Below are 24196 nucleotides of genomic sequence, written 5' to 3'. Positions count from 1 at the left end.
AACATGATTCGCTTGAATCAGCAAAATAGGATACATAGAAATGTGTTGACCTAAGCAAACTTATTTTTATAAGGTCAATTGACCTCAAGACCTACTCCCATCAACGTTTTTCAAAACCACCCCGAAAAATGAAAAAGAACAAAATCACTCTGCCGCCAAATTGTCAGAATAGTTTTATTTTAAAACACAACTTTTCTTTCTTCCTTCTTATGCTATTTTTAAGAATGGGCAGAGGAAAATGAGGGAACATAATCTCTCAAATCCTTTATACTTTTTAACATCATGTTAAGAGGTTTGAAATGTCAGTTTGATAACCTGTCCAATGCTGAATGACAATTCAGTATGATAAAATTTAAAATATTCTAAAAACAAACTCTCGAATAAAAGAGAAATGTTTGGAGGTAAAGAAATGTCCAACATGACAAACGGTCTTCAAAAAAACCTTAAGACAAGACATATTTCAATGATCTCCATTGCCGGGGTCATTGGGGCAGGGCTATTTGTTGGTAGTGGTGCTGTCATTCATTCTGCAGGGCCTGGATCGATTCTTTCCTATTCATTTGCCGGACTTCTGGTCATCTTTATTATGAGAATGCTTGGAGAAATGGCATGTGCCTATCCGACAAGCGGCTCTTTCTCACAATATGCGAGCGACGCCATCGGCCCGTGGGCTGGGTTTACAATCGGCTGGCTTTACTGGTTCTTCTGGGTCATCGTCATCGCCATTGAAGCCATTGCCGGTGCTGCCATTATTCAATATTGGTATGGAGATGCACCTGTTTGGCTCACAAGTCTTATCCTCACAATCCTCTTAACTTTGACAAATATCTTTTCTGTTAAATCTTTCGGCGAATTTGAATATTGGTTTTCATTGATTAAAGTCGTCAGCATTATTCTATTCCTACTCATTGGTTTTGCATTTATTTTTGGTTTTGGCGGTCATCATACTGCAGGTCTTGCCAATTTAACGGGGAATGGCGGTTTCCTTCCAAACGGGTTCGGCTCTGTGCTCCTCGGGATTGTCGTTGTCATCTTTTCATTCATGGGAACCGAGATTGTGGCAATTGCCGCAGGTGAATCAGCAGACCCTGTCAAATCTGTGACAACAGCTACCCGTTCAGTTGTATGGCGTATTATTGTTTTCTACGTCGGGTCGATCGCCGTCGTTGTCACGTTACTCCCATGGAATTCAGCGAATATTTTAACAAGCCCGTTCGTTGCAGTATTAGAATACATCGGTGTCCCATCAGCCGCTCAAGTCATGAACGTCATTGTTTTAACAGCCGTTCTTTCTTGTTTAAACTCCGGTCTATACACAACGTCCAGAATGCTTTATTCATTAGCAGAAAGAGGCGAAGCACCAAAACGTTTTATGAAAATCAGCAAACGCGGTGTCCCTGTAGCAGCTACAGTCGCTGGTACCTTCTTTTCCTATATTGCCGTCATGATGAACTACTTTTACCCTGAAACCATCTTTCTATTTCTAGTCAATGCCTCTGGTGCCATTGCACTTCTTGTCTACTTGGTCATTGCCGTTTCACAATTAAGAATGCGTCGTAAAATTGAAAAAGAAAATCCAGAACAACTTAAAATCAAAATGTGGCTGTTCCCATACCTTACGTACTTTACCATTTTGGTCATCTGCGCCATCTTGGCCTCTATGCTGTTTATCGAATCAATGAGACCTCAGCTCATACTGACAAGCATCATTACCATCAGTGTACTAGCCGCCTACTTCATCTTTAAACCAAACAAAAAAGTGCCTGCAAGTGCAGCGCTTGAAAATAAACACCCTTAATTCTCCCGCTGAAAAGCGGTTTTTTTTATTTTATTCACCTATTTGGATGTCCGCACTTATAATGTATCAAATTGATTTTAAGTGAGGATTAGTCAACATGAACCTAGAAAAGTTTGTTGACGAGCTGCCAATTCCAGAAGTCGCAGAGCCCGTCAAAAAAAACCCAAGACAAACGTATTATGAAATCGCTATGGAGGAGGTGTTCCTAAAAGTTCATAGAGATCTGCCCCCAACCAAGCTATGGACCTATAATGGCAGTTTGCCTGGTCCAACCATTAAAGCGAATCGAAATGAAAAGGTCAAAGTGAAATGGATGAACAAATTGCCGCTGAAACACTTTCTGCCTGTCGATCATACCATTCACGCTGGACATCATGATGAACCCGAAGTCAAAACAGTCGTTCACCTGCATGGGGGCGTGACACCTGCAAGCAGTGACGGTTATCCAGAGGCTTGGTTTTCGCGAGACTTTGAAGCGACCGGCCCCTTCTTTGAACGAGAGGTTTACGAATACCCTAATCACCAGCAAGCATGCACATTGTGGTATCACGATCATGCCATGGCATTGACACGATTAAATGTATACGCCGGATTAGCTGGATTTTATTTGATCTCAGATGCATTTGAAAAATCGCTCGAATTACCAAAAGATGAATATGATATCCCTTTAATGATCATGGACCGGACGTTTCAGGAGGATGGCGCACTGTTTTACCCAAGTAGACCAAATAACACACCAGAAGATAGTGACCTTCCGGATCCCTCCATCGTGCCATTTTTTTGCGGGGAAACGATTTTAGTCAATGGAAAAGTATGGCCGTATTTAGAAGTAGAGCCTCGAAAATATCGTTTTCGTATCTTAAATGCGTCCAATACAAGAACTTACGAGCTTCATCTAGACAATGACGCCACAATCTTACAAATTGGATCTGATGGCGGCTTTTTGCCAAGACCTGTTCATCACCAATCTTTTAGCATTGCACCTGCTGAACGTTTTGATGTCATCATCGACTTCTCAGCTTACGAAAACAAAACGATTGTTTTAAAAAATACGGCAGGCTGCGGTCAGGATGTCAATCCAGAAACAGATGCGAACATTATGCAATTTAAAGTCACTCGTCCGCTCAAAGGAAGAGCAGCTAAAACATTACGTCCGATCTTCAAACCACTGCCACCGCTCCGGCCGAGCCGAGCTGATAACGAGCGAACGCTGACCCTTACTGGCACACAAGATAAATATGGGCGCCCGATTTTATTACTAGATAACCAGTTTTGGAATGATCCTGTCACAGAAAATCCTCGACTTGGCAGTGTAGAGGTGTGGAACATCGTCAATCCAACAAGAGGTACACACCCTATTCATTTACATCTTGTTCAATTTCGAGTGATTGATAGAAGACCATTCGATACAGACATCTATCAATCAACAGGTGAAATCGTGTACACAGGACCAAATGAGGCGCCTCCTTTGCATGAACAAGGCTACAAGGATACAATTCAGGCGCATGCCGGTGAAGTCATTCGCATCATCGCTCGGTTTGTCCCATATAGCGGACGATATGTGTGGCATTGTCACATTTTAGAACACGAGGATTATGACATGATGCGGCCGATGGATATCATTTAGTAAATATGAAACCTCTCTTAATTGCGTAATATGAAAAGGGCTAACAGCTTCTATATATTAGCCCTCTATTTTCTTTTCAATCTCCATGAGAAAAAACGAACAATGTATCGCATGAATGGCATTTTTTTGAACATTACACACTTAAAAAGTTGACGAAGTAAACCGATAATACTACTATATACCCATTACCTCTATCAAAAGGCACTTAAGAAACCATGCACAAACAAATAGAAAATCGTCATAAAAAACGGAGGAGTTCAATTTGAATGAAGAAAAAGAGACTTGCCAGGTCAAGCAAGAAACAGTGGCAGGTAACAGGGAGAAGCTTTCAATTCATGAAAACGAGAGCATTCGATCAAACATTGAACAACTAACAATTGAACTCGGTGAACAAAAAGAATTCAATCACTTCATATTAGATGAAAAACAGAAGGCCATCAGCACATTATCGGCTCTCATTGCAAAAGGTGATTGTGATGAAGAGTTAAAAGCTCATTTTGTACAAGCATTACATATCGGGCTCTCTGTTATAGAGATTATGGAGATCATTAAGCACTGTACAAAGGTTGCGGGATTCCCTCATTCCATTAATGCCTTGTTTATTTTTCAAAACTTACTAGATGAAAACAATAAATAAGAGAAAACGAGAAGTCTTCTGTCCTCTCGTTTTTTTATTTCCACTTACTTTACTCTCTTACGCTGATTCTGTCACAGTAGCAAAATATCAAAATACCACTCATTTCCTTGCTTAAAAAGTGATGTTGATTTCACAAATCCGCATTTTCACCAACACATCCCATGACAAAATAAAAAAACGTCCAGTTATATGAAATAACTGAACGCGCACCTTTTACCGATTGACAGTGAAATTGTTAACAATCCCGCCTTCTTTCTCCCAAGCGGTTTCTACTGTTTTCTTCTTAATATCATATTCAAAAATGGTTCTGACCTTCGCCTTTCGTCCTGTGTCATCCTTTAATTCCTTTGCGTTCTTTGCAACACCTAAGAAATAAACAGATGTACCATCCGCAGAAAATTGCGGCTGGGCAGCACTTAAAATACGTACATCCTGACTGTTTTTAACAAGTGTCTTCGTTTTTCCTGTATCTACATCCATCACCTTAATAGATGATACTTCTTTTTCATTTCGAACCTTCACTTCTGTATAAATGAGTTTTTTATGATCTGGTGAAAAAGAAATATCATTGATGGTTTGAGAAATACGTGCAATTCGCTTTCCCTTCTCACCTGTTTGTAGGGTAATCTTCATGGTCGTTGGTTCAGGATCCATTCCTTTTTCATTTGCCTCATCCGTCTTTTTATAATCCTCTTTTAACGAATAATGCTGAATGGCCAACAGATTTGATGCTGGATCATAAGCAAAAGAACTCACCGTATCATCATCACTTTTTTCTGGATATAACACTTTCACTTTCTGTGTTTTCAAATCAAAAGACGCTACATAAAATTGCTCACCTGAATCCTTGTTATACCTTAAATATAACTGTTTTCCGTCACCAGAAAGTCTCATACTGTCGATTGAATCGTCACTCGTAAAGAGCGTTTTTTCTTTATCCGTTTTCACATTCAATTCCCGTATACTTACTTTTTGTGTGTCTTCATCTGTATACGTGTAGTATAAAAGCTGTTTTGCCTGATCATAAGCAATTGAAGGATATGCTGTCAGTTTCTCTGTATGAAGCGCCTTGTCATGCAAGTAATAAGTATTGTTTAACTTTTGATCCGTAAATGAAACAAGCAATTCGTCTTTTGCATCTTGATTTGTTTTCACTTTTCCTGCATGTTTTGCCTCTTGCCCCGGCTTCATCATGAAGAAGATGACGGCCGCAATTGCTGCGACTCCAATCACTGTGACGATCCACCATGTTGATTTTTTCATTGATTTTCAGACCCTCTCCACAAGAAAAGAAGCCAGAAAATGAACTTTTCCCGCTTCTTTGCATGCCTATGTATTAATAAGTGTAATGCCCTTTGACGACACCTTTACTTGTTTTATACCCAAGTGCTTTGAATGCTTTCGGACTTACGTCTAATACTGCGTTTGGCATTCTACCTACATCATATTTATATACTGTAATCACTTTATGTGGTTTCGCTTTTGTTGTCACTCTTAGTTTTGTACCTTTTTTCGGTACGTCAAATCCCATTTTCGTTGCTGCATCCCAATGACCGAGTTTTTTTCCATCTGCGCCTTTTTTACCGACACCATTATACCATGTAATATTGCCGCTTACTTTTTTTGCACTTGCTCCATGTGAGAAACTAAACGCTAAAAATAAACTAGCTACTGTTACGATTGTCGCGATAAGCTTTTTATTCATTAAAAAATCCTCCGTATTTGGTTTCTGACCCTATTATACATGAAGATGCACCCAGTTATTTTACAGTCACATTACAATTCGAATACAAGTTGACCACTTAATGACCGATTTTGTTCATAAATTTCACCAAAAACAGCCAGAACATCGTAAGTAGACCTCCCCTTTCGTTTTATATAATAGAAATGAATCAAAGATAAGGAGGAATTTCCATGAAAAAGTGGTTCATCGTTTTGAGTGTAAGTTTGACCTTCGTTTTGATGCTTTCAAGTATTCCCGCCTCTGCGGCTGGTCCTCGTCACGGCGCCATCGTGACACAAACGGATGAAGCCAAATGGTCAGGTATCTCGGCTGATATTGTGCTGCCAAAAACAGCCACTATTAAAAATGGCTATGCTGACTGGTATCTTGGTCTCGGTTCTGCCGTTGTTGAAAGCGGGATTTCAAAAACATCTTCTGGCTATAAGGTATTCCTGGGCACCGGCTCCCAAGGCGGCAGTCAATATTGGAACAGCGAATACGATTCAAGTATTAAAGATGGTGCACGTGTCAACTTAAAGCTCATCAACAATGGTGATGGCACAGTGTCACTATACGTCAACGGGAAACTGCGCTATAAGCAGCCTGTTTACAACCCTAGCCGTCTGAAAGACCTCGATGTCGTCAAAATGGTACACGGCGTACAAGATAATGGAACAAACAGCTACTCGCAAGCAAGTTTCTCTAATGTACAGCTCCGTGCAAATACATCTGGAAGTGTCTACAAAAAATGGGACGGCACCATCAAATCATCTCTTTTACGCAAAAATCTAGAATCTGGTGCTCCGGCTCCAAAATTCACGGTCATTTCGTCTATCCCACTTAGTACAACCCTTTCAGCACAATAAAACATGAGCACCCACCTTTGGGTGCTTTTGATTGTTCACAGCTTATCAACACTTCTCTTTTAATCAAAACATCAATTCGTGGTAACATAAGCATACATACTTTGAAGAACAAAGGAGAAAGAACGTGAGAAAAAGTCTACTTGTTTTCATGAGTCTTGTTGCAACCTTCTCTATCCTAGCAGCTTGCTCAAATACGGCAAAAGAAGAAAAAACAGAATCTACGGCACTTCCAACGATTAATGAACGCATTCAAAATGAAACGAAAGAGGTCATGGAGCAGTCTAAGCTCGTAAAAGACACAGCGATCACCGTTGATCAAAAGAAAAAAGTCATTTCCTTAAACGTGACGGCTTCATCTGAGACCAATAGTGATTACGCTGAAGTCATTGGTTTGAACTTTGCCAAAACACTAGCTATTGGTGCATCCACTGAAAAGGAAAACAACCTGCATAAACCGGAAAATGACAGCCTCGGCGCCCTCTACTCCTTTTATGACCTAAACATCACCGTGAAACAAGAAAACGGAAAAGTACTGGCAAAAGGAAAGAAAACAACAAATGAAACAAAGATTACCTGGGAGAGAGCCCAGTAATTGGACAAGAAAATTCTTTATGGATTTTCTTGTTTTTTTTAACAAAACTATTAATATTGTGAAAAGAATGCCGATGAGTAAGATTGTGTTGGTTCTTAAGTACCAATAATTCTTATTTACATATCGGAGGAAAGTATCATGAAAAGAACGACAGAATTTGTTTTAGGCTTAATTGGAGGTATTTTGGGATTTTTCGGTGCAATGTTTGCACTTGCTTTTGGAGGACTAGATGCCGCATTTAATGAATCAGGTACGAGTCAATTCACAGGATTAGGCTGGTCAGCGATGCTTTTCTCTATTCTTGCGATTGTGGCATCTGTTATCGTGAAGAAAAAAGCAAAGCTTGGTGGCATTTTATTATTAGTTTCTGCTGTAGGCGGTATTATTTCTATTTTTGTGTTCTTTATCCTTCCAGCTGTATTAATCATCATCGCAGGATGCATGGGTGTGTTTAGAAAAGAGCCTGTCAAAACAGTTCCTGCTGAATAAAGTTGATATAAAAAAGCTTGTAGAGGGTCGCTCTACAAGCTTCTTTTATTGTATATTTTCATTTAAATCTTCTCTTATGATATCAATCAGCGTGTCAATATCCGAGTGAGCTCTAGATGCTAATCGTACCAGCAAATGATCGATATACTCATACAAATGACGATCTTTCAACATATACTTCCCATAATACGGAATGACAAAGAAATAGAGCAAATCAGCTACTTCTAGTGCAACGTCATCACCAACTTCATTCTTTAGCGCCTCCCCAACACATTGGATCAGCCAATTCAAATCTTCTTTCTTTTCAATCGGAACGTACATCAGCTGATGAATACGGTCCGTATCTCCCGTTTGTAAAATCTGCTCCGCTGCTCCCTTTGATAGAGCACCAATCTCTTTAGAAGATATATTAAGAACCGCGAATTCATTCTCTGATCTGTCTTGATCCATTTGCAGCACGTTTTGGTCCATCTCGACTCACTCCCCGTTCTCAGATACTTTTATTATAAGGAATTCATCTGATTTTTTATGGAAATAGTGGATTTTTTTATGTAATTTTAAACAAAAAAAGAACCTAATGATATGATTCAATCTCAATTGACATAAAAAAACCATTGCACTTTATTTCAATCTATCTCAATATATGTATGTTAGTAGATTGAAAGGGATGAGAGAAATGAAGATGAAACACCCGTGGATCAAAGGAATTATTGTCAGTGTGGTTCTCGTACTTGGGCTTGGAATCTTTCCTGTCCAGCTGCCCTTTTTACACATGACTCATGCGACACCAGTCGCAAAAGCAGCCGCACCGAAATACGTGACAACAGCGAATGTTCATCTTCGCAAAGGACCTGGAACAAAATATTCAGTGATATTGACCATTCCAAAAGGGAAAAGGATTCCTTATCTTAAAAAGAATGGTTCATGGATTCAAACAAAGTATAAAGGAAAGACGGGTTACGTCAGCTCTCAATATATCAAAAAAGCAGGCAAAAGCTCACCAGCTTCATATGCTGCTCCTTCCACTAAAACGCCAGGTACGTATGTAAAAGGGATATTGGTTGTGAATAAGAAACATAGACTCCCATCTTCATACAATCCCGGAGAAAACAAACAAGCGAGAAAAGCAGTAAACGCTATGATCGCGAAAGCAAAAAAAGCAAACATCCGACTCACCGCTTTTAGCACCTTCCGTTCATACGACCGTCAGCGTGTCTTGTACAACAATTACGTCGCCTCTCATGGCAAAAAACAAGCAGATCAATTTAGCGCAAGACCAAGCTATTCCGAACATCAAACCGGCCTTGCTTTTGATATCGGCGGTGCCAATTCAAAACATTGGGCTGAAGATTCTTTTGCCAATACAAAAGAAGCGAAATGGCTGGCCAAACATGCCCATGAATTTGGTTTTATCATCCGTTATCCGAAAGGTAAAGAAAAAGTGACAGGCTATCAATATGAACCATGGCACCTCAGATACCTCGGATCAAAAAATACGAAAAAAGTGAAAAAGAGCGGCAAAACCCTTGAAGAATATTTAAACATAAAAGGATAACAACAAAAGCACTCTTTTTCTTCAGAGTGCTCTTTTCATATATTCTCTTCTCTCTTTTTCATCGCAGCCGCCATTTCCACTTCACCCTCTGCTTCCAGCTGTTCAATAATGCGAGCATAATCTCTTTCATGGCGATTTTGGCTTAACTTAAAAGCAGCTTGAACTTCATCAATGATGATTTTGAAGCCCACAATCCCTTTCATTTGTTTCTCTAACAGTTCCTCAGACAACGTATCCCATAACACTGGCTGATCTCTATGACTTTCATATGTCTCCAGCATCGCTGTTAATTCCTTGACCAGTTCTGATTTTTCGAGCAGTGCAGCCTTTCCATATACATGTACAGCTTGATAATTCCACGTCGGTACGGCTTCTTTCTCATACCATGAAGAGGATATGTAGGCATGCGGCCCTTGAAAAATGACGAGCACCTTCTCATTTTCTTCAAACGTTTTCCACTGAGGATTTCCAATTGCCATATGCCCTGAGATCACATACGAATCGCCAATTTGATGAAAACTCACTGGAATATGTGTCGCAATGGGCTTTTCATTCGTTGTCGTCACAACTGTAGCAAATGAATGAGATTGAATAAATGATTTGATTTTCTCCATATCTTTCACTTGAAAAAATGATGGTATATGCATGTTCCCTTCCCCCTTTTTGATTACCTCAATGTTTTGGTCATAATGAAGTCCATTTGCTCCTCGTCCCCCATTTGGAAAGCATGCACTCCTGTTTGAACAAACCCAAGATTTTGATAAAATGCCATGGCGGCTTTATTATGCTCCCACACACCAAGCCAAACATCACGTTTATGATGTTTCTCTGCAATTTCAAAGGCTTGATTCATTAAATATCGACCTAATCCTAGTTTTTGAAAGGACTGTTTGATATAAATGCGTTCAATTTCTAATGTGTCATCACCCATCTCTTCTGACTGTGCATCGTCCATATTGACCTTTAAATAACCAGCAAGGCGCCCATTTACTTGAACCAAATAAAATTGTGAAAAGGGATGTTGAAATTCTTTTAGCAGCTGGTTCGAATGAAAAGCTGTCTTCACATATGCGTCGATATGCTCCGCCTTGTTTTGCTCCTGAAACGTTTCTATAAAAGTATCGATTCCGATTTTTTGCAGATCTTTTATATGTTGTTCATTACACCGAATGAGCGTGACGGTCATGAAGTAACCCCTCCTTAGTCATTAGTAGCTTCTCTTTTTGCCTTTTTTCACATCTTCCCAATCTTTTTCGATATTCTTTCGCACCCTCAAAAGATATTGATAAATCTGTTCCGCTTCCTCTTCAGAAAACCCATCCAGCGCTACCCGATTTGAATGATCATGTTCTCGTTTGATAATTGGATAGACGGCTTTCCCTTTCTCAGTTGGAAACAATTTCTTGATTTTTTTATTCGCTGAGTCATGTTTCTTCTCAATAAATTCATGCAGCTCTAATTTTTGAATAGCCCGAGCAGCCGTAGTTCGATCCACCTTAATCATTTCCGCTAGTTTTTCCTGAATGATGCCAGGCTCCTCACAAATACGCACAAGATACAAATACTGCCCCTTCGTTAAATCATACTCTTTAAATTCAATATTACTAATGGAATCAAGCGCGCGAGCAATCACGCCGATCTCCCGCAAAATTTCTTTCATATACCTCGACTCCTTTTATTGCATTTACAACAAATAACTAAAGTTAGTATAATTGATTAATGTTGTATTTGCAACAAAAAACCCACTTCTTAATTGAAAGTGGGTTTTCAACTCTTTCTTTATTTATCACGCCTCTTCGATCCAAACAATCCAAATACGACAGCCAGTGCAACTATAATCGCCACCCAAGTCGTAAAGCCCATATGATCACCGCTTTTCTTTTGAAAATCATCTCTTTATGTTAGATAAAACCAAAAAAATCACTGTCTCTTTAGTTAACGGATGTAAAGCGGTGAAAGTTTCAATTCATTTAACGCTCTTAACCAAAAAATAGACAAAACAAAAACCCCTATATTTCAAGGGGTTTTCGGGGGTGTTACATCATTCCACCCATTCCGCCCATACCGCCCATATCCGGCATTCCGCCGCCTGAGCCGCCTTCTTCTGGTTTGTCAGCTACGACTGCTTCAGTTGTAAGAAGCATAGCTGCTACAGAAGCTGCGTTTTGAAGTGCAGAGCGAGTGACTTTTGTTGGGTCAACGATTCCTTTTTCGATCATGTTTACCCATTCGTTTGTTGCTGCGTTGAAGCCTACGCCAATTTCTTCGTTTTTCAAGCGCTCAACGATGACTGATCCTTCAAGACCTGCGTTGTGAGCGATTTGACGAATTGGCTCTTCAAGAGAACGTAGAACGATGTTGACACCTGTTTGAACGTCACCATCAGCTTCGATGGAAGCGACTTTGTTGTATACATTCACAAGTGCTGTACCACCACCGGATACGATACCTTCTTCAACTGCTGCACGAGTTGAGTTCAGTGCATCCTCGATGCGTAGTTTGCGTTCTTTTAGTTCTGTTTCAGTTGCAGCACCAACTTTGATGACAGCAACGCCGCCAGCTAGTTTTGCAAGACGTTCTTGTAATTTTTCTTTATCGAATTCAGAAGTGGTTTCTTCTACTTGCGCACGGATTTGGTTCACACGTGCTGCGATTTGAGCAGAATCTCCTGAGCCTTCTACGATCGTTGTGTTCTCTTTTGTGACAACCACTTTAGACGCACGGCCAAGCTGACCAATTTCAGTTGATTTCAGGTCAAGTCCTAGGTCTTCTGTGATTAATTCTCCGCCAGTTAGAACAGAGATGTCTTCAAGCATTGCTTTACGACGGTCACCGAATCCAGGTGCTTTTACTGCCACTGCGTTGAATGTTCCACGAAGTTTGTTCACAACAAGTGTTGCAAGTGCTTCGCCTTCTACATCTTCAGCAATGATCAATAATGGTTTTCCTTGTTGTACGACTTGCTCAAGTACAGGAAGGATTTCTTGAATGTTTGTGATCTTTTTATCAGTGATTAAGATGTAAGGATTTTCAAGAACCGCTTCCATCTTATCAGAATCAGTGACCATGTATGGTGAAGCGTATCCACGGTCAAACTGCATTCCTTCAACCACTTCAAGCTCAGTTGTGAAACCTTTAGACTCTTCAATTGTGATGACGCCGTCGTTTCCTACACGCTCCATCGCTTCCGCAATGAGGCTGCCGACTTCTTCATCTGCTGCAGAAATAGACGCAACTTGAGCAATTGATTCTTTACCTTCGATTGGTTTAGAAATCTCGTGCAAGCCTTCAAGTGCTACTTTCACTGCTTCTTCGATCCCTTTACGAACACCAACAGGGTTTGCGCCAGCTGTTACGTTTTTAAGACCTTCACGGATCATTGCTTGAGCTAGAACTGTTGCAGTCGTTGTACCGTCACCAGCTACGTCGTTTGTTTTGCTTGCAACTTCTGCCACAAGTTTTGCACCCATGTTTTCAAATGCATCTTCTAATTCGATTTCTTTTGCAATCGTTACACCATCATTTGTGATAAGTGGAGAACCGAATTTTTTCTCAAGAACCACGTTACGTCCTTTAGGTCCTAAAGTTACTTTTACAGCATCTGCAAGTGCATCTACACCACGTAACATCGCACGACGTGCTTCTTCACTGAACTTAATATCTTTTGCCATAATAACGAAACCTCCTCAGTCTTTTTAGAAATATATCTCAATCTTTGTTTATGTGATTAACCAATAACAGCTAAAATGTCGCTTTCACGAAGGATTAAATATTCTTTTCCTTCATATTTCACTTCAGTACCTGCATATTTTGAGAAGATAATGCGGTCGCCTGTGTTTACTTCTAACGCAACGCGCTCACCACTTTCAAGTACACGACCTGAACCTGCTGCAACAATTTTACCTTCTTGCGGTTTTTCTTTTGCAGAATCCGGTAAGACAATACCGCTAGCGGTTTTTTCCTCAGATTCAACGAGTTCAATGATTACGCGATCGCCTAATGGCTTTAACATAAGAAACAACCTCCTCAATTTTTATATGTAGTCTTTTTTAGCACTCATCACTAGCGAGTGCTAACACATTTATTATAATAAAGAATGTCTTCTGTAATTTCAAGTAAAAACCTTTAAAAATTTTTACGCTTTCATGATCTTTTTTTTATCACCGATTCTTTCCTTTTCAACGAAAAAGAAGACTTGTGTTACAATAAATCTAGTTCTTTTAGTAAAGGGGTTTTCGTTACTTGAAAAAACAATATTGGTACATCATCTTAACGTATATATTGGTGCAATTTTCTGCGTTTCCGTATGTGTTCATCATGAAGTGGTTAGGTTACATTCAGACACCGATGACACAAGCAGAGCTCTCCAAATTGTCAGGAACATGGACAATCATCAGCTTCTGTATTGGACTAATCATTATTCTGCTCATCCTTCGGACTGTACCAAAAGCTTCACTCCGAAATGAAGCACCGGCATCAGTCGGCGTGGCAATCGCTTGGATCATTGGCGGTTTCTTTCTTTCCCTCTTTGCACAATCCATTGCGGGGGCGATTGAACAATATGCATTTGGCATTAGCCGAGAATCCGAAAATACTCAAAACATTTTAGCCATTATGGATGCAGTTCCATGGCTTGTCATCGTCATCGCTCTGATTGGACCGATATTAGAAGAAATCATTTTCCGAAAAATCATCTTTGGTGTCGTTTATGAAAAAACGAATTTTTTCATTGGCGCACTTGTCAGTTCAGTGGTTTTTGCTGCTGTACACAATGATTTCCCACATATCTTGCTCTATACCGCAATGGGCTTTACATTCGCCTTTTTATATGCGAAAACAAAACGAATCATTGTGCCAATCGGCGCACACATGCTGATGAACTCGCTCGTCATTCTTGTGCAGATTGAGCCAGTAAGAAAAATAATTGAAGAACAATCTCAAACAATGCAAATGATTATTGGAGGCTTTTTCTCATGAGAAACCCTGTCGTATGGGGCATTATTTATTTTGCCGTAGGTGTGGCGTTCACCTATATGGCCATTCAAAATCCAGGTGACATGTGGTCATTTTACAGCATTTTGCTGATGGTGTTTGCGGCCTATAATATTAATATCGCGTTAAAAATGTTTGCTTTTTCTGTCAAAATGAAAAAACAACAGCAAAAATAAACAAAAAACCATTTTCCGCCGTTTGGAAAATGGTTTTTTTATGGAGGTCATGTTTTCATGGAACACGAAAAACTGAACATCATGAACAATCAGCATGAAACGATTGGTACAGCCGCTCGATCTGATATCCATGCTGAGGGCCTTTGGCATGAAACCTTTCATTTCTGGCTTTTAAAAAAGGAAGATGACACAGTGTTTCTCTATTTTCAGCTGAGGAGTCCCTCCAAAAAGGATTTCCCTTCTCTATTTGATATCACAGCAGCAGGCCACCTTCTCGCAGATGAACAGCCTTCTGATGGCATCAGAGAAGTCGAAGAAGAGCTTGGTCTCTCCATCTCGTTTGAGAACCTTACCTTTGCCGGTGTCATTAAAGATGAAATCCATATGCCATCGTTTACCGATCGTGAGTTTTGCCATGTGTATTTTTATATGGATCAAAAAGAGCACATGGATGTCCATCTACAGAAAGAAGAAGTTGCTGGACTTTATAGAGCAAGGCTGATGGATGCACAGCAGCTTTTAAGTAGAGAATGCGAAAAAATGAACATCGAGGGCTTTGAAGTGGATGCAGACGGCAAGCGACGTGAGGAAAAGAGAGAGGTCCGTATACATCATTTTGTCCCGCATGAACCTGCCTATTATGAGCATCTCTTTCAAGCAATCAATCAATTTCTTTCGCAATAGAAAAAGCATCGTGACCCCTATTAGGATCACGATGCTTTTTTATGAGACAACATCATTTTCTTTCTCCTCTGTCTCTGTTTGCTGCATTTTGCGATAGGTCACTCTTGAAATGACAATACTCACTTCATACAAAACGAGCATTGGCAAGGTAACCATGAGGTGAGAAACGATCTCTGGCGGTGTAATCAGTGCGGCAATGACAAGGAGGACAAAATAGGCATACTTCCGGATTTTTGATAAAAACATCGGTGTGATGATGCCAAGTCTTGTGAGAAACATCAACACGACAGGCATCTGAAACAAAAAGCCAAATGGAAGTGTTAACTGCATCAGAAATGTAAAATACTCATGAATCCCAATCACTTGCTCCACATGTAAATCATTTGACATCCGTATCATAAAATCGACGACAAATGGAAACAAAATAAAATAAGAGAAAGCCACACCGCTCAAAAATAAAAGCAGTGCAATCGGAATATAAGCAAGTGTCACCTTTCTTTCTTTTTCATATAAGCCAGGACTCACAAACGCCCAAAGCTGATATAAAATTACGGGACACGTCAAAACAAGAGCAATGACAAAAGCGAACTGCATAAACACGTACAGTGGATCTGTGAGCTTAAATGCGTTCAATGTCAGTGTGGCCGCTTCATCGGTATTTTGTAAATACACAATGACCGGCTTAGCGAGAAAAAAACCTGCCACCATAAAGGTGACAAAAAACATCGCAATGATCACTAAACGTTTTCGCAGTTCCACAATGTGCTCCATAAGCGGCATATCTTTGACATTCATGAAGCTCATCCTATTCTACTGATCTTCTTTTTTCTTATTTTCTTCCTGATCATCAGCTAAACCTTTTGTGGCATTTTTAAATTCACGTAAAGTATCTCCTGCTGCTCTTCCTAATTGAGGAAGCTTTTTCGGCCCAAAAATAATGAGCGCAACAATCGCAATCAGAACCAAACTTCCAGGACCAATCGGACCCATTTGCTCCACCCCCTTTACCCCTTTTCGTCAGTCCTCCTGTGTAACAGAGTAATGCTTTAAGAAATACACAAGAGACTGAAGTTCAACCGCCAAATCTATATGATGAATTCGAATGTGTTCCGGCACATTCAATCGGGCCGGCGTAAAGTTAAGGATTCCTTTGATGCCAAGGGCAATCAAACGATCTGTAATGGATTGAGCTGCTACGGCAGGCACTGTCAAAATCGCAACAGGAATATCTCCTACCTCTTGCACATGCTCTTCAAGCTTATCCAAATCATAGACAGGCACGCCGCCTATCTCACTTCCTATTTTACTCTCATTGACGTCAAAAGCCATTGAAATTTTTGTATTATTATTTTTAATGAAATTATAGTGTAAAAAAGCAGTCCCTAAATTCCCGACACCGATGAGCATGACATTCGTCATTTCATCTTGGTCAAGGGTCTTTCTAAAGAAGGTCAAGAGGTAATCGACATTATAGCCATACCCTTTCTTCCCAAGTGCACCAAAGTAAGAAAAATCTCGGCGAATGGTGGCAGAATCCACTTTGACTGCATCACTAAGCTCTGCCGATGACACCCTTTGTTTTCCTGATGCATGCAGATTTTTTAAAAAACGGTAGTAAAGCGGCAAACGTTTGGCTGTCGCTTGTGGAATTTTTGACTGGTCTATATTCATATAAGATCCTCCAACTTAAATATCAGATGCTCTGTGAAAATCACCGTTTTTCCCGCCTGTTTTTTCTACTAGATAGGTCGGGCCGATGATCATCCCTTTGTCTATTGCTTTGCACATGTCATAAACGGTCAGTGCACATACTGAGGCAGAAGTGAGCGCTTCCATCTCCACACCCGTACTTCCTTTTGTTTTCACCTGTACTTGTATGTTCAGAATGTACGCATTTCCGTCTTCCTCCCAATCAAAGGAGATATCGACACCTTTTAATGCAAGCGGATGACACATTGGAATGATGCTGGACGTTTGCTTTGCTGCCATAATGCCAGCTACCTGTGCGACAGATAGTACATCCCCTTTTCCAATGTCATGCTTTTGTATTTGATGAAATACTTCTTTTATCATACGAACGCTTGAAACAGCAACGGCAGTTCTCACTGTAGACGATTTGTCACTAATGTCGACCATCTTTGCTCTTCCTTGTTCGTTAAAGTGGCTAAATTGACTCATCTTTCAACGCTCCCTCACTCAAATCATACACTATTTTTTCCTATCTGTCTTTCATTTGACCATCGCAGCCGTATGTAAGATTTGCCGGTTTACTGCTGATAAGCTACACTTAACATATTATAGCAGAGGTGAAGTTACATGATGATTCTACAAGTGAATCAGCTGTCCAAATCGTTTGGCGCTGATACCGTTTTAACGAATATAAAATTGGAAGTCAAAGCGAGGGATCGTATTGCCATTGTCGGTCGTAACGGTGCAGGAAAATCCACGCTTTTAAAAATCATTGCCGGTCAAATGTCTTACGAACAAGGTGAGATCATCAAACCGAAAGACCTATCCATTGGATATCTAGCACAGCATACAGATGTGACGTCTACACGTACGCTAAAAGACGAACTACTATCGGTTTTCGATCATTTAAAAGAAATGGAACAAGAGATGAGAACCATAGAAGAGAAAATGGCTTCTTCCACAGGAACAGAATTAGATTCTCTAATGAAAACCTATGACAGACTGCAGCAAGCATTTAAAGATCAAGGCGGCTACCAATATGAAGCGGATGTCCGCTCCATTTTACACGGACTCGGCTTTAGTCATTTTGAAGACCATACAACCGTCCAATCCTTAAGCGGCGGTCAGAAAACTCGTCTAGCGCTTGGAAAGCTATTATTGATGAAACCAGAACTCTTGATTTTGGATGAGCCAACCAACCATCTAGATATTGATACCTTATCATGGCTTGAGCAGTATTTGCAAAATTATACAGGAGCCATCCTTATCGTTTCCCATGACCGATACTTCTTAGACAAAGTCGTGAATCATGTATATGAAGTGTCGAGAACAGCGATGAAAAAGTTCGCAGGGAACTATAGTAAGTATCTTGACCAAAAAGCTGAGCAGCTAGAGCGTGATATGAAGCTGTATGAAAAACAACAAGAAGAAATTTCGAAGCTTCAAGATTTCGTGGATCGCAACTTAGCAAGAGCCTCCACCACAAAGCGTGCTCAAAGCAGAAGGAAACAGCTGGAACGGATGGATCGTTTAGATAAGCCGTTAGGAGATGAAAAATCCGCAAACTTCCATTTCGATATTATGAGGCAAAGCGGAAATGACGTGCTGAAGGTGCATGATCTCGATATTAGTTACGATAAAAAAACGCCGCTCCTCTCCTCCCTCTCTTTTCATATTAAACGGGAGGATAGCGTGGCACTCATCGGTCCTAACGGTATCGGGAAATCAACTCTTTTAAAAACCTTAACGGATACGTTAAAACCAGTAAAAGGCGAGATCAGCTTTGGTTCTCATGTGACGATTGGCTACTATGATCAGGAACAAGCCAAGCTTACATCCTCCAAAAAAGTGTTAAATGAACTTTGGGATGATTATCCCCATATGACTGAAAAAGACATTCGGACTTGTTTAGGAAACTTCCTTTTTTCAGGTGATGACGTCTTAAAGCCTGTACATGCTTTAAGTGGTGGAGAAAAAGCACGACTTGCACTGGCAAAGCTGATGCTCCAAAAAGCCAATTTCCTCATTCTCGATGAGCCGACGAACCATCTTGATTTGGACAGTAAGGAAATATTAGAGAATGCACTAATAGATTATCCAGGCACCATCTTGTTTGTTTCGCATGACCGTTACTTTATCAATCGCTTGGCAACAAAAGTACTTGAGCTTTCACCAAATGAAACAAAAGAATACCTCGGTGACTACGACTACTATCTTGAAAAGAAAAACGAACAATTAGAGCTTGAAGCACTCCAAACTCAGGAGACGCATAAAAAACAAGCAGAAAAACCAGTAGAAACAGCAAAACTTTCCTATGCAGAAGAGAAAGAACTCAAAAAGAAAGAAAGACAAAAGCAGCGCCGAATTGAAGAAATTGAAGAGCGTATCGCTGTCATCGAAGACAAGCTCAGTGAAAACGAAGAGCTTCTATGTGATCCTGCTATTTTCCAAGATCACGAGAAAGTACAAGCCATTCAAACAGAAAATGATGCGCTCAATCAAGAGATGGAATCACTTTTTGCGGAATGGGAAGATCTATCAGATGCATAAAGAGTGCCCTAACGGGTGCTCTTTTTTTTAGGTGAGAATCTTTACCCACAATGATACCCACAATAACATCTTGATTATTCTTAAATATTTTAAAGTTATCCACTTTATCCACAGTATTTTAATCACATATCCACATAAAAGATCACATTTATACACATTCTCTTCATTTTAAAAAGAATTTTCTAACAATTGTGGATATATAACGTTTACATGTGAATAAATCGCTTTCATTTCAATAGAAAAAACTCCCGTATATCCACAGGAGTTCCAAATTGTTGACAAAGGGCTAAAATGTTGTTTATTTTAGCCTTTGTCTTCTTTTCCGCGTGATAGAAAACCTTTGCAGTCTAGGAAGGACGAGTACTGGCGCGGAGCGAATTTCACATTCGTGAGCACCGGAACGCAGGACTGACACCGAATGCGAGGGTTTGTCTACACGCTGAAACTCCTGTATATCCACAGAAGTTCTTATTCATAGGAAACAAGCGGCAGTCCAGGTTGACCGTTCATTGCCATGTCGCCTCTTATTCCCTTTTCAAATGCAATGGTTCCCGCAGCAGCAATCATGGCTGCATTGTCTGTACAAAGAGACAATGGCGGAATCATGACATTCACTTCAGGTAGCTTCGCAAATGCTGACGTAAGGGCTTCTCTAAGACCTTTATTGGCAGCAACCCCGCCAGCTAGAACGACTTGTTTCACACCATACGCTTCAGCCGCTTTTAATGTCTTTCCAACCAGCACCTCAATCACACTTTCTTGGAAACTTGCAGCCAAATCCTCTGGCGCAATGGTTTCACCCTTTTGAGACGCATTGTGTAGTGTGTTGATGACCGCTGACTTTAAACCGCTGAAGCTAAAATGATAGGACCCTTCTTCAAGCCATGCTCGAGGAAGCTTAATCGTTGGCTCCCCTTCATGTGCCAATCGATCAATGTGAGGTCCCCCTGGATATGGCAGACCCATTGTCCGAGCTACTTTGTCATACGCTTCTCCAGCCGCATCATCCAACGTTTCACCAATGACCTCAAAAGACCCATGCTCTTTCATCAAAACAAGCTCAGTATGCCCACCAGAGACGACTAGAGCTAAACAAGGAAACACAAATTCACCAACAAGCTGGTTCGCATAAATGTGTCCAGCAATATGATGAACACCAACAAGCGGAATCTGATGTGCAAAACTCAATGCTTTGGCTGCATTAACACCTATCAAAAGTGCACCAACTAAGCCCGGTCCTTCTGTCACAGCAATGGCGTCTAAATCCTGAAAGGTCATATTGGCCTGCGTCATGACTTCTTCTAATACGATCGTCATTTGTTCCACATGATGCCTTGAAGCGATTTCTGGTACCACGCCGCCAAATCGTTTATGGCTTTCTATTTGTGAGGCGACAACATTCGCTACGATCTCTGTCCCATTTTTCACAATGGACGCAGCTGTTTCGTCACAGCTTGTTTCTATACCTAATATGAATCGATCTTTTTTTTCACTCATTTATCTTCACCCACATGACTAATGCATCTTCCCCGTTATCCGTATAATAATTCTTTCGAATAGAAGCTGGTTTAAAACCTAGCTTTTCATAAAGGGATTGTGCTGGCGTATTTGATACCCGCACTTCTAGTGAAAGATGATCTGTCTTTTTTTCTTTGCAAAATTCCATGACATATCGAAGCAGCGCTTCCCCGTATCCTTTTCCCCGGTGCTCAGGGAGAATCGCAATATTCGTAATTTGTGCATCATCCATGACAATCCAAACGCCGCAATACCCAACTGGCTGACCATCTTCTTCAATGAGGAAATAATGGCTGTATTGGTTATGGAGAATTTCATAGACAAACGACTCTTTTTTCCAAGGCGCTGTAAACGAATGCACTTCAATCGTATATACCTCTGGGATGTCCTCTACTGTCATTCTTCGCATCTCTACTGTGTTGAGATTATTTTTGTCCTTCAAGCCATTTCACTTCCGCTTCTGCCAAACGAATATAATTAGGAACAAGCTGATGGACATCTTCAGCAGGGCGGTCTGCCCCCAAAAATGCGAGCACTGAAGGTCTTGGGTTGTGAAATGCCTCGTCTGCGATCACAGCAGTTTCTCCAAGTATGGAGAGAACATTCTCTTGATGAAGATGCACATCATGTCCAAGAAATAAAACAGGGTTCCCTTCCTTTTTCAGCTCTTGAAGCCAATCAGTGAGCAGGATATTTTGATCTGGTTTCACTTCTTTTATCTTTCCACCTTCAAATGTATATAACCCTGTATAAACTTGTCCTCTTCTTGCATCAAATATAGGAGAAATCATTCCATCAAAATATCGAGCATTTGCCGCCAGCGTTTCTAAACTTGAAACAGCAGCTATTGGGATAGACAGCGTCCAAGCAAGTGTTTTTGCAATGGTCACACCGATTCTAACGCCAGTGTAAGAACCGGGCCCTTTGGCTACAACAATTTTGCTTAATTCGTTCGGTGCTACGCCGCATTCTTTCATCAGTGCTTCAACTGTTGGCATTGCACGTACTGAATGATTCTTCTTTAAGTACGTAATACTTTCCCCCACCACAGTGTCATCACGGACAAGAGCTATTCCGAGTGTATGGTTTGACGTATCAATTGCCAGTATGGTCAATGTCTTTCATCTCCTTACAAAGGGCCTCATAGCGCTCCCCTTTTGCATAAAACGTGAGATGACGTTCTTCTTCACGTTCTGTTCTCAGCATTTCAATTTTTAAATACGATGAAGGCAATTGAGGTTCAATGAGATGTGCCCATTCAACCAAACATACACCTTCCCCCTCAAAATATTCGCCCAGTCCAATATCTTCTTCCGCATCTTCCATACGATACACATCCATATGATAAAGTGGCAGTCTGCCATCCGTATATTCTTTAATAATTGTAAAAGTAGGGCTGTTGACGATACGGGTAATACCTAAGCCTTCTGCAAAACCTTTTGAAAAAGTCGTTTTACCTGCGCCTAAGTCTCCTTCTAATGTTAAGACATCGCCGGGCATCACAAGTGTAGCCAAGGCAGCAGCAATTCGTTTCGTCTCATCCGCACCTTTTGTTGTCCACGTTAACTTCATGGTGGAGTCACCTCATTTCTTAAAATGATTATATCCTTTTTTCATTAAAATTGTTTGTTGATCGTGGTCTTTTAAAATAACGCTGGACGCTCGATCATCTTTGACTTGTCCAATTCGCGTGACCTGAATGTGATCTTTTTTACATTGCGTCTCAAAACGCTTCCAATCCGTTTCAGGAATCGTACCAGTTAAGACAAAATCCTCTCCACCGAACAAGACCCATTCAAGCCATTCTTTATGTAACAACGGTAGATGTGGATGTTTTGGGAGCTGATCAGCTTCAATTTCAATCGTCACACGACTGGCTTCCGCTATTTCGTTTAACTCACTCGCTAATCCGTCACTCACATCATTCAAGGTCACCCGGGGGAAGCTTGAACAAATAAGGCCAGCAGCAATATGCGGCTGCGGCATTTTGTGTCGTTCTAGAAAAAAAGCAGTGTCAATCGAATGTGCAGCATTTACTTCATTCATTAAAAGGGATAGCCCAGCAGCTGATGAACCTAGTTCACCTGTGACAAAGACAACGTCTCCTGTCTGAGCACTATGACGGTAACAGGCTGTTCCCTTTGGAATCTCACCAATGACCGTTACTGTGATGACAAAGTCACTGCGGGTGGCTACTGTATCTCCACCGATTAAATCCATATGATATCTATCAGCCAATGCTTTCATTCCCTCGTAAAAAGCTGCGACAATTGCTTCATCCCCATGAGGCGGGATCGCGATTGATACAAGATAATACTTAGGGGTTCCTCCCATGGCTGCGATATCACTGATATTCACTGCCAGCGCTTTAAATCCAACCTCAAAGGGTGTGGAAAAATCAAATCGAAAATGGACATGCTCTACCATTGTATCCACACAAACGACCTCTTCACAATGTGAATGAGGTTGATAAACACTAGCATCATCACCGATGCCCATGACCAAAGAACGCTGATGCGTTTCTTTTGGTGTAATTCGGCGAATAAGATCAAATTCATCCATAAAAGACAGCCCCTTCATACAATCAACTGATTGAGCAAACATGATGTCAGACACAGTTAGTATTAGTGTAGCGAATATGAGCCTCGGTTCCAACTAAAAACGATATAAAGAAAGCCTGGTATAAAAAAACCAGGCGTTGTTTGTTGAAGTCATGATCTTTTCTTATCACATTTAGTGTAGCCAAACACAAGGAGTTTCATTGCATCTAGGATACTTATTGAAAGAAAAAGACATAAAAAAAAACGAAACTATACGTTTTCGTTTACAAGTCATAAAAATGGCGGTCCGGACGGGACTCGAACCCGCGACCTCCTGCGTGACAGGCAGGCATTCTAACCAACTGAACTACCGGACCATTTTGGCTGTACTCAATGAGTACTCCCTATTTAAGAGGTAAAATAATTTGGTTGCGGGGGCAGGATTTGAACCTGCGACCTTCGGGTTATGAGCCCGACGAGCTACCGAACTGCTCCACCCCGCGACGATATAAAATGACAAGCTTGGCGGCGTCCTACTCTCACAGGGGGAAACCCCCAACTACCATCGGCGCTGAAGAGCTTAACTTCCGTGTTCGGTATGGGAACGGGTGTGACCTCTTCGCTATCGCCACCAAACCTGATGGAGAGAATGTTCTCTCAAAACTAGATAACAATGTTCATGCTTCACATTAGAATATAGGTTAAGTCCTCGATCTATTAGTATCTGTCAGCTCCACGTGTCACCACGCTTCCACCTCAG

28 protein-coding genes, 2 tRNA genes and 1 rRNA gene are annotated in these 24196 nt (G+C 40.8%); 11 read left to right on the top strand and 20 right to left on the bottom strand.

Translation table 11 applies throughout. The features are described 5' to 3' along the window. Window positions 1-409 precede the first annotated feature (409 nt). The 3 genes from gabP to ES896_RS14825 all read left to right on the top strand — a co-directional run bounded on the left by gabP (window position 410) and on the right by ES896_RS14825 (window position 4062). Window positions 410-1798: a GABA permease gene (gene gabP / locus ES896_RS14835; protein WP_017359846.1), complete on the top strand. Its 1389-nt coding sequence runs from the start codon at window positions 410-412 to the stop codon at window positions 1796-1798. Window positions 1799-1895: 97 nt separating this feature from the next. Beyond that, window positions 1896-3425: a multicopper oxidase family protein gene (locus ES896_RS14830; protein ID WP_017359847.1), complete on the top strand. Its 1530-nt coding sequence runs from the start codon at window positions 1896-1898 to the stop codon at window positions 3423-3425. Window positions 3426-3687: 262 nt separating this feature from the next. Beyond that, window positions 3688-4062, top strand: coding sequence for a carboxymuconolactone decarboxylase family protein (locus ES896_RS14825; RefSeq protein ID WP_007496965.1), 375 nt, complete (start codon window positions 3688-3690; stop codon window positions 4060-4062). Window positions 4063-4275: 213 nt separating this feature from the next. Here the strand turns inward: ES896_RS14825 and ES896_RS14820 are convergent, their stop codons facing one another. Both ES896_RS14820 and ES896_RS14815 read right to left on the bottom strand, forming a co-directional pair. Next, window positions 4276-5325 (bottom strand): hypothetical protein, encoded by a 1050-nt coding sequence (locus ES896_RS14820; RefSeq protein WP_046342824.1) that lies wholly within the window; start codon window positions 5323-5325, stop codon window positions 4276-4278. Between the two features lie 73 nt (window positions 5326-5398). Further along, window positions 5399-5767 carry an RlpA-like double-psi beta-barrel domain-containing protein gene (locus ES896_RS14815; RefSeq protein WP_003213878.1) on the bottom strand — a complete coding sequence of 123 codons (369 nt, stop codon included), beginning with the start codon at window positions 5765-5767 and terminating at the stop codon, window positions 5399-5401. Between the two features lie 209 nt (window positions 5768-5976). On the opposite strand from ES896_RS14815, the gene ES896_RS14810 reads away from it, so the two are divergent. The 3 genes from ES896_RS14810 to ES896_RS14800 all read left to right on the top strand — a co-directional run bounded on the left by ES896_RS14810 (window position 5977) and on the right by ES896_RS14800 (window position 7732). Beyond that, window positions 5977-6651 (top strand): hypothetical protein, encoded by a 675-nt coding sequence (locus ES896_RS14810; RefSeq protein ID WP_135226953.1) that lies wholly within the window; start codon window positions 5977-5979, stop codon window positions 6649-6651. Window positions 6652-6775: 124 nt separating this feature from the next. After that, window positions 6776-7243, top strand: a complete 468-nt coding sequence (locus tag ES896_RS14805; protein ID WP_017366718.1) for a hypothetical protein — start codon at window positions 6776-6778, stop codon at window positions 7241-7243. Window positions 7244-7381: 138 nt separating this feature from the next. After that, complete coding sequence (locus ES896_RS14800) at window positions 7382-7732, top strand: DUF4064 domain-containing protein (RefSeq protein WP_017366717.1); 351 nt, start codon at window positions 7382-7384, stop codon at window positions 7730-7732. A 45-nt stretch (window positions 7733-7777) separates the two neighbouring features. Here the strand turns inward: ES896_RS14800 and ES896_RS14795 are convergent, their stop codons facing one another. Continuing rightward, window positions 7778-8203, bottom strand: coding sequence for a hypothetical protein (locus ES896_RS14795; RefSeq protein ID WP_017366716.1), 426 nt, complete (start codon window positions 8201-8203; stop codon window positions 7778-7780). Window positions 8204-8408: 205 nt separating this feature from the next. On the opposite strand from ES896_RS14795, the gene ES896_RS14790 reads away from it, so the two are divergent. After that, window positions 8409-9287: a D-alanyl-D-alanine carboxypeptidase family protein gene (locus ES896_RS14790; RefSeq protein ID WP_135226952.1), complete on the top strand. Its 879-nt coding sequence runs from the start codon at window positions 8409-8411 to the stop codon at window positions 9285-9287. A 35-nt stretch (window positions 9288-9322) separates the two neighbouring features. Here the strand turns inward: ES896_RS14790 and ES896_RS14785 are convergent, their stop codons facing one another. The 5 genes from ES896_RS14785 to groES form a co-directional block, all read right to left on the bottom strand. Beyond that, the gene (locus ES896_RS14785) at window positions 9323-9934 is read right to left on the bottom strand and encodes an FMN-binding negative transcriptional regulator (RefSeq protein WP_081114873.1); all 612 of its coding nucleotides are present in this window, start codon (window positions 9932-9934) and stop codon (window positions 9323-9325) included. A gap of 20 nt (window positions 9935-9954) precedes the next feature. Next, window positions 9955-10473 carry a spermidine/spermine N(1)-acetyltransferase gene (gene paiA, locus ES896_RS14780; protein WP_135226951.1) on the bottom strand — a complete coding sequence of 173 codons (519 nt, stop codon included), beginning with the start codon at window positions 10471-10473 and terminating at the stop codon, window positions 9955-9957. 21 nt (window positions 10474-10494) lie between these two features. After that, complete coding sequence (locus ES896_RS14775) at window positions 10495-10947, bottom strand: MarR family winged helix-turn-helix transcriptional regulator (protein WP_135226950.1); 453 nt, start codon at window positions 10945-10947, stop codon at window positions 10495-10497. Between the two features lie 376 nt (window positions 10948-11323). After that, entirely contained in the window at window positions 11324-12958 is a 1635-nt protein-coding gene (gene groL, locus ES896_RS14770) for a chaperonin GroEL (protein WP_007496015.1), read from the bottom strand. Window positions 12959-13014: 56 nt separating this feature from the next. Beyond that, a complete protein-coding gene (groES, locus tag ES896_RS14765; RefSeq protein ID WP_003214120.1) occupies window positions 13015-13299 on the bottom strand; it encodes a co-chaperone GroES in 285 nt (94 codons plus the stop codon). Between the two features lie 230 nt (window positions 13300-13529). On the opposite strand from groES, the gene ES896_RS14760 reads away from it, so the two are divergent. The 3 genes from ES896_RS14760 to ES896_RS14750 are packed head-to-tail and all read left to right on the top strand — an operon-like array spanning window position 13530 to window position 15139. After that, entirely contained in the window at window positions 13530-14264 is a 735-nt protein-coding gene (locus ES896_RS14760) for a CPBP family intramembrane glutamic endopeptidase (RefSeq protein ID WP_017366711.1), read from the top strand. Further along, complete coding sequence (locus ES896_RS14755) at window positions 14261-14455, top strand: YdiK family protein (protein ID WP_017366710.1); 195 nt, start codon at window positions 14261-14263, stop codon at window positions 14453-14455. The genes ES896_RS14760 and ES896_RS14755 overlap by 4 nt, the downstream gene beginning before the upstream one ends. Window positions 14456-14512: 57 nt before the next feature. After that, window positions 14513-15139, top strand: a complete 627-nt coding sequence (locus ES896_RS14750; protein ID WP_135226949.1) for an NUDIX hydrolase — start codon at window positions 14513-14515, stop codon at window positions 15137-15139. A gap of 39 nt (window positions 15140-15178) precedes the next feature. Here the strand turns inward: ES896_RS14750 and tatC are convergent, their stop codons facing one another. The 4 genes from tatC to moaC are packed head-to-tail and all read right to left on the bottom strand — an operon-like array spanning window position 15179 to window position 17317. Beyond that, window positions 15179-15943, bottom strand: coding sequence for a twin-arginine translocase subunit TatC (gene tatC, locus ES896_RS14745; RefSeq protein ID WP_135226948.1), 765 nt, complete (start codon window positions 15941-15943; stop codon window positions 15179-15181). Window positions 15944-15949: 6 nt separating this feature from the next. Beyond that, entirely contained in the window at window positions 15950-16129 is a 180-nt protein-coding gene (locus tag ES896_RS14740; RefSeq protein WP_012009077.1) for a twin-arginine translocase TatA/TatE family subunit, read from the bottom strand. Between the two features lie 27 nt (window positions 16130-16156). Beyond that, a complete protein-coding gene (locus tag ES896_RS14735; RefSeq protein ID WP_008355687.1) occupies window positions 16157-16810 on the bottom strand; it encodes a redox-sensing transcriptional repressor Rex in 654 nt (217 codons plus the stop codon). A 15-nt stretch (window positions 16811-16825) separates the two neighbouring features. Beyond that, window positions 16826-17317, bottom strand: a complete 492-nt coding sequence (gene moaC, locus ES896_RS14730; protein WP_026050052.1) for a cyclic pyranopterin monophosphate synthase MoaC — start codon at window positions 17315-17317, stop codon at window positions 16826-16828. Between the two features lie 138 nt (window positions 17318-17455). Here moaC and ES896_RS14725 point away from each other — a divergent pair, with 138 nt between their 5' ends. Further along, window positions 17456-19378: an ABC-F family ATP-binding cassette domain-containing protein gene (locus ES896_RS14725; RefSeq protein ID WP_073414383.1), complete on the top strand. Its 1923-nt coding sequence runs from the start codon at window positions 17456-17458 to the stop codon at window positions 19376-19378. Between the two features lie 468 nt (window positions 19379-19846). On the opposite strand, the gene tsaD is transcribed toward ES896_RS14725, so the two are convergent. The 8 genes from tsaD to rrf all read right to left on the bottom strand — a co-directional run bounded on the left by tsaD (window position 19847) and on the right by rrf (window position 24072). After that, complete coding sequence (gene tsaD / locus ES896_RS14715; protein WP_135226947.1) at window positions 19847-20875, bottom strand: tRNA (adenosine(37)-N6)-threonylcarbamoyltransferase complex transferase subunit TsaD; 1029 nt, start codon at window positions 20873-20875, stop codon at window positions 19847-19849. Beyond that, a complete protein-coding gene (rimI, locus tag ES896_RS14710; RefSeq protein WP_008344382.1) occupies window positions 20868-21296 on the bottom strand; it encodes a ribosomal protein S18-alanine N-acetyltransferase in 429 nt (142 codons plus the stop codon). The genes tsaD and rimI overlap by 8 nt, the downstream gene beginning before the upstream one ends. 25 nt (window positions 21297-21321) lie before the next feature. Continuing rightward, window positions 21322-22011 (bottom strand): tRNA (adenosine(37)-N6)-threonylcarbamoyltransferase complex dimerization subunit type 1 TsaB, encoded by a 690-nt coding sequence (tsaB, locus tag ES896_RS14705; RefSeq protein ID WP_007496036.1) that lies wholly within the window; start codon window positions 22009-22011, stop codon window positions 21322-21324. Continuing rightward, window positions 21992-22468: a tRNA (adenosine(37)-N6)-threonylcarbamoyltransferase complex ATPase subunit type 1 TsaE gene (tsaE, locus tag ES896_RS14700; protein ID WP_007496038.1), complete on the bottom strand. Its 477-nt coding sequence runs from the start codon at window positions 22466-22468 to the stop codon at window positions 21992-21994. Before tsaE ends, tsaB begins: the two co-directional genes overlap by 20 nt. Before the next feature lie 12 nt (window positions 22469-22480). Then, window positions 22481-23458 carry a thiamine-phosphate kinase gene (gene thiL / locus ES896_RS14695; protein ID WP_041093276.1) on the bottom strand — a complete coding sequence of 326 codons (978 nt, stop codon included), beginning with the start codon at window positions 23456-23458 and terminating at the stop codon, window positions 22481-22483. 278 nt (window positions 23459-23736) lie between these two features. Then, window positions 23737-23813 (bottom strand) — tRNA-Asp (locus tag ES896_RS14690). Between the two features lie 49 nt (window positions 23814-23862). Then, window positions 23863-23939: transfer RNA gene (locus ES896_RS14685), tRNA-Met, on the bottom strand. Between the two features lie 17 nt (window positions 23940-23956). Further along, window positions 23957-24072, bottom strand: a 5S ribosomal RNA gene (gene rrf, locus ES896_RS14680). Window positions 24073-24196 lie beyond the last annotated feature (124 nt).

The organism is Bacillus sp. 005/A4HT-01/001 (genome assembly GCF_004634445.1).
GTDB classification, from domain to species: domain Bacteria; phylum Bacillota; class Bacilli; order Bacillales; family Bacillaceae; genus Bacillus; species Bacillus altitudinis.
This window is presented reverse-complemented; position numbering and strand designations above follow the sequence as displayed.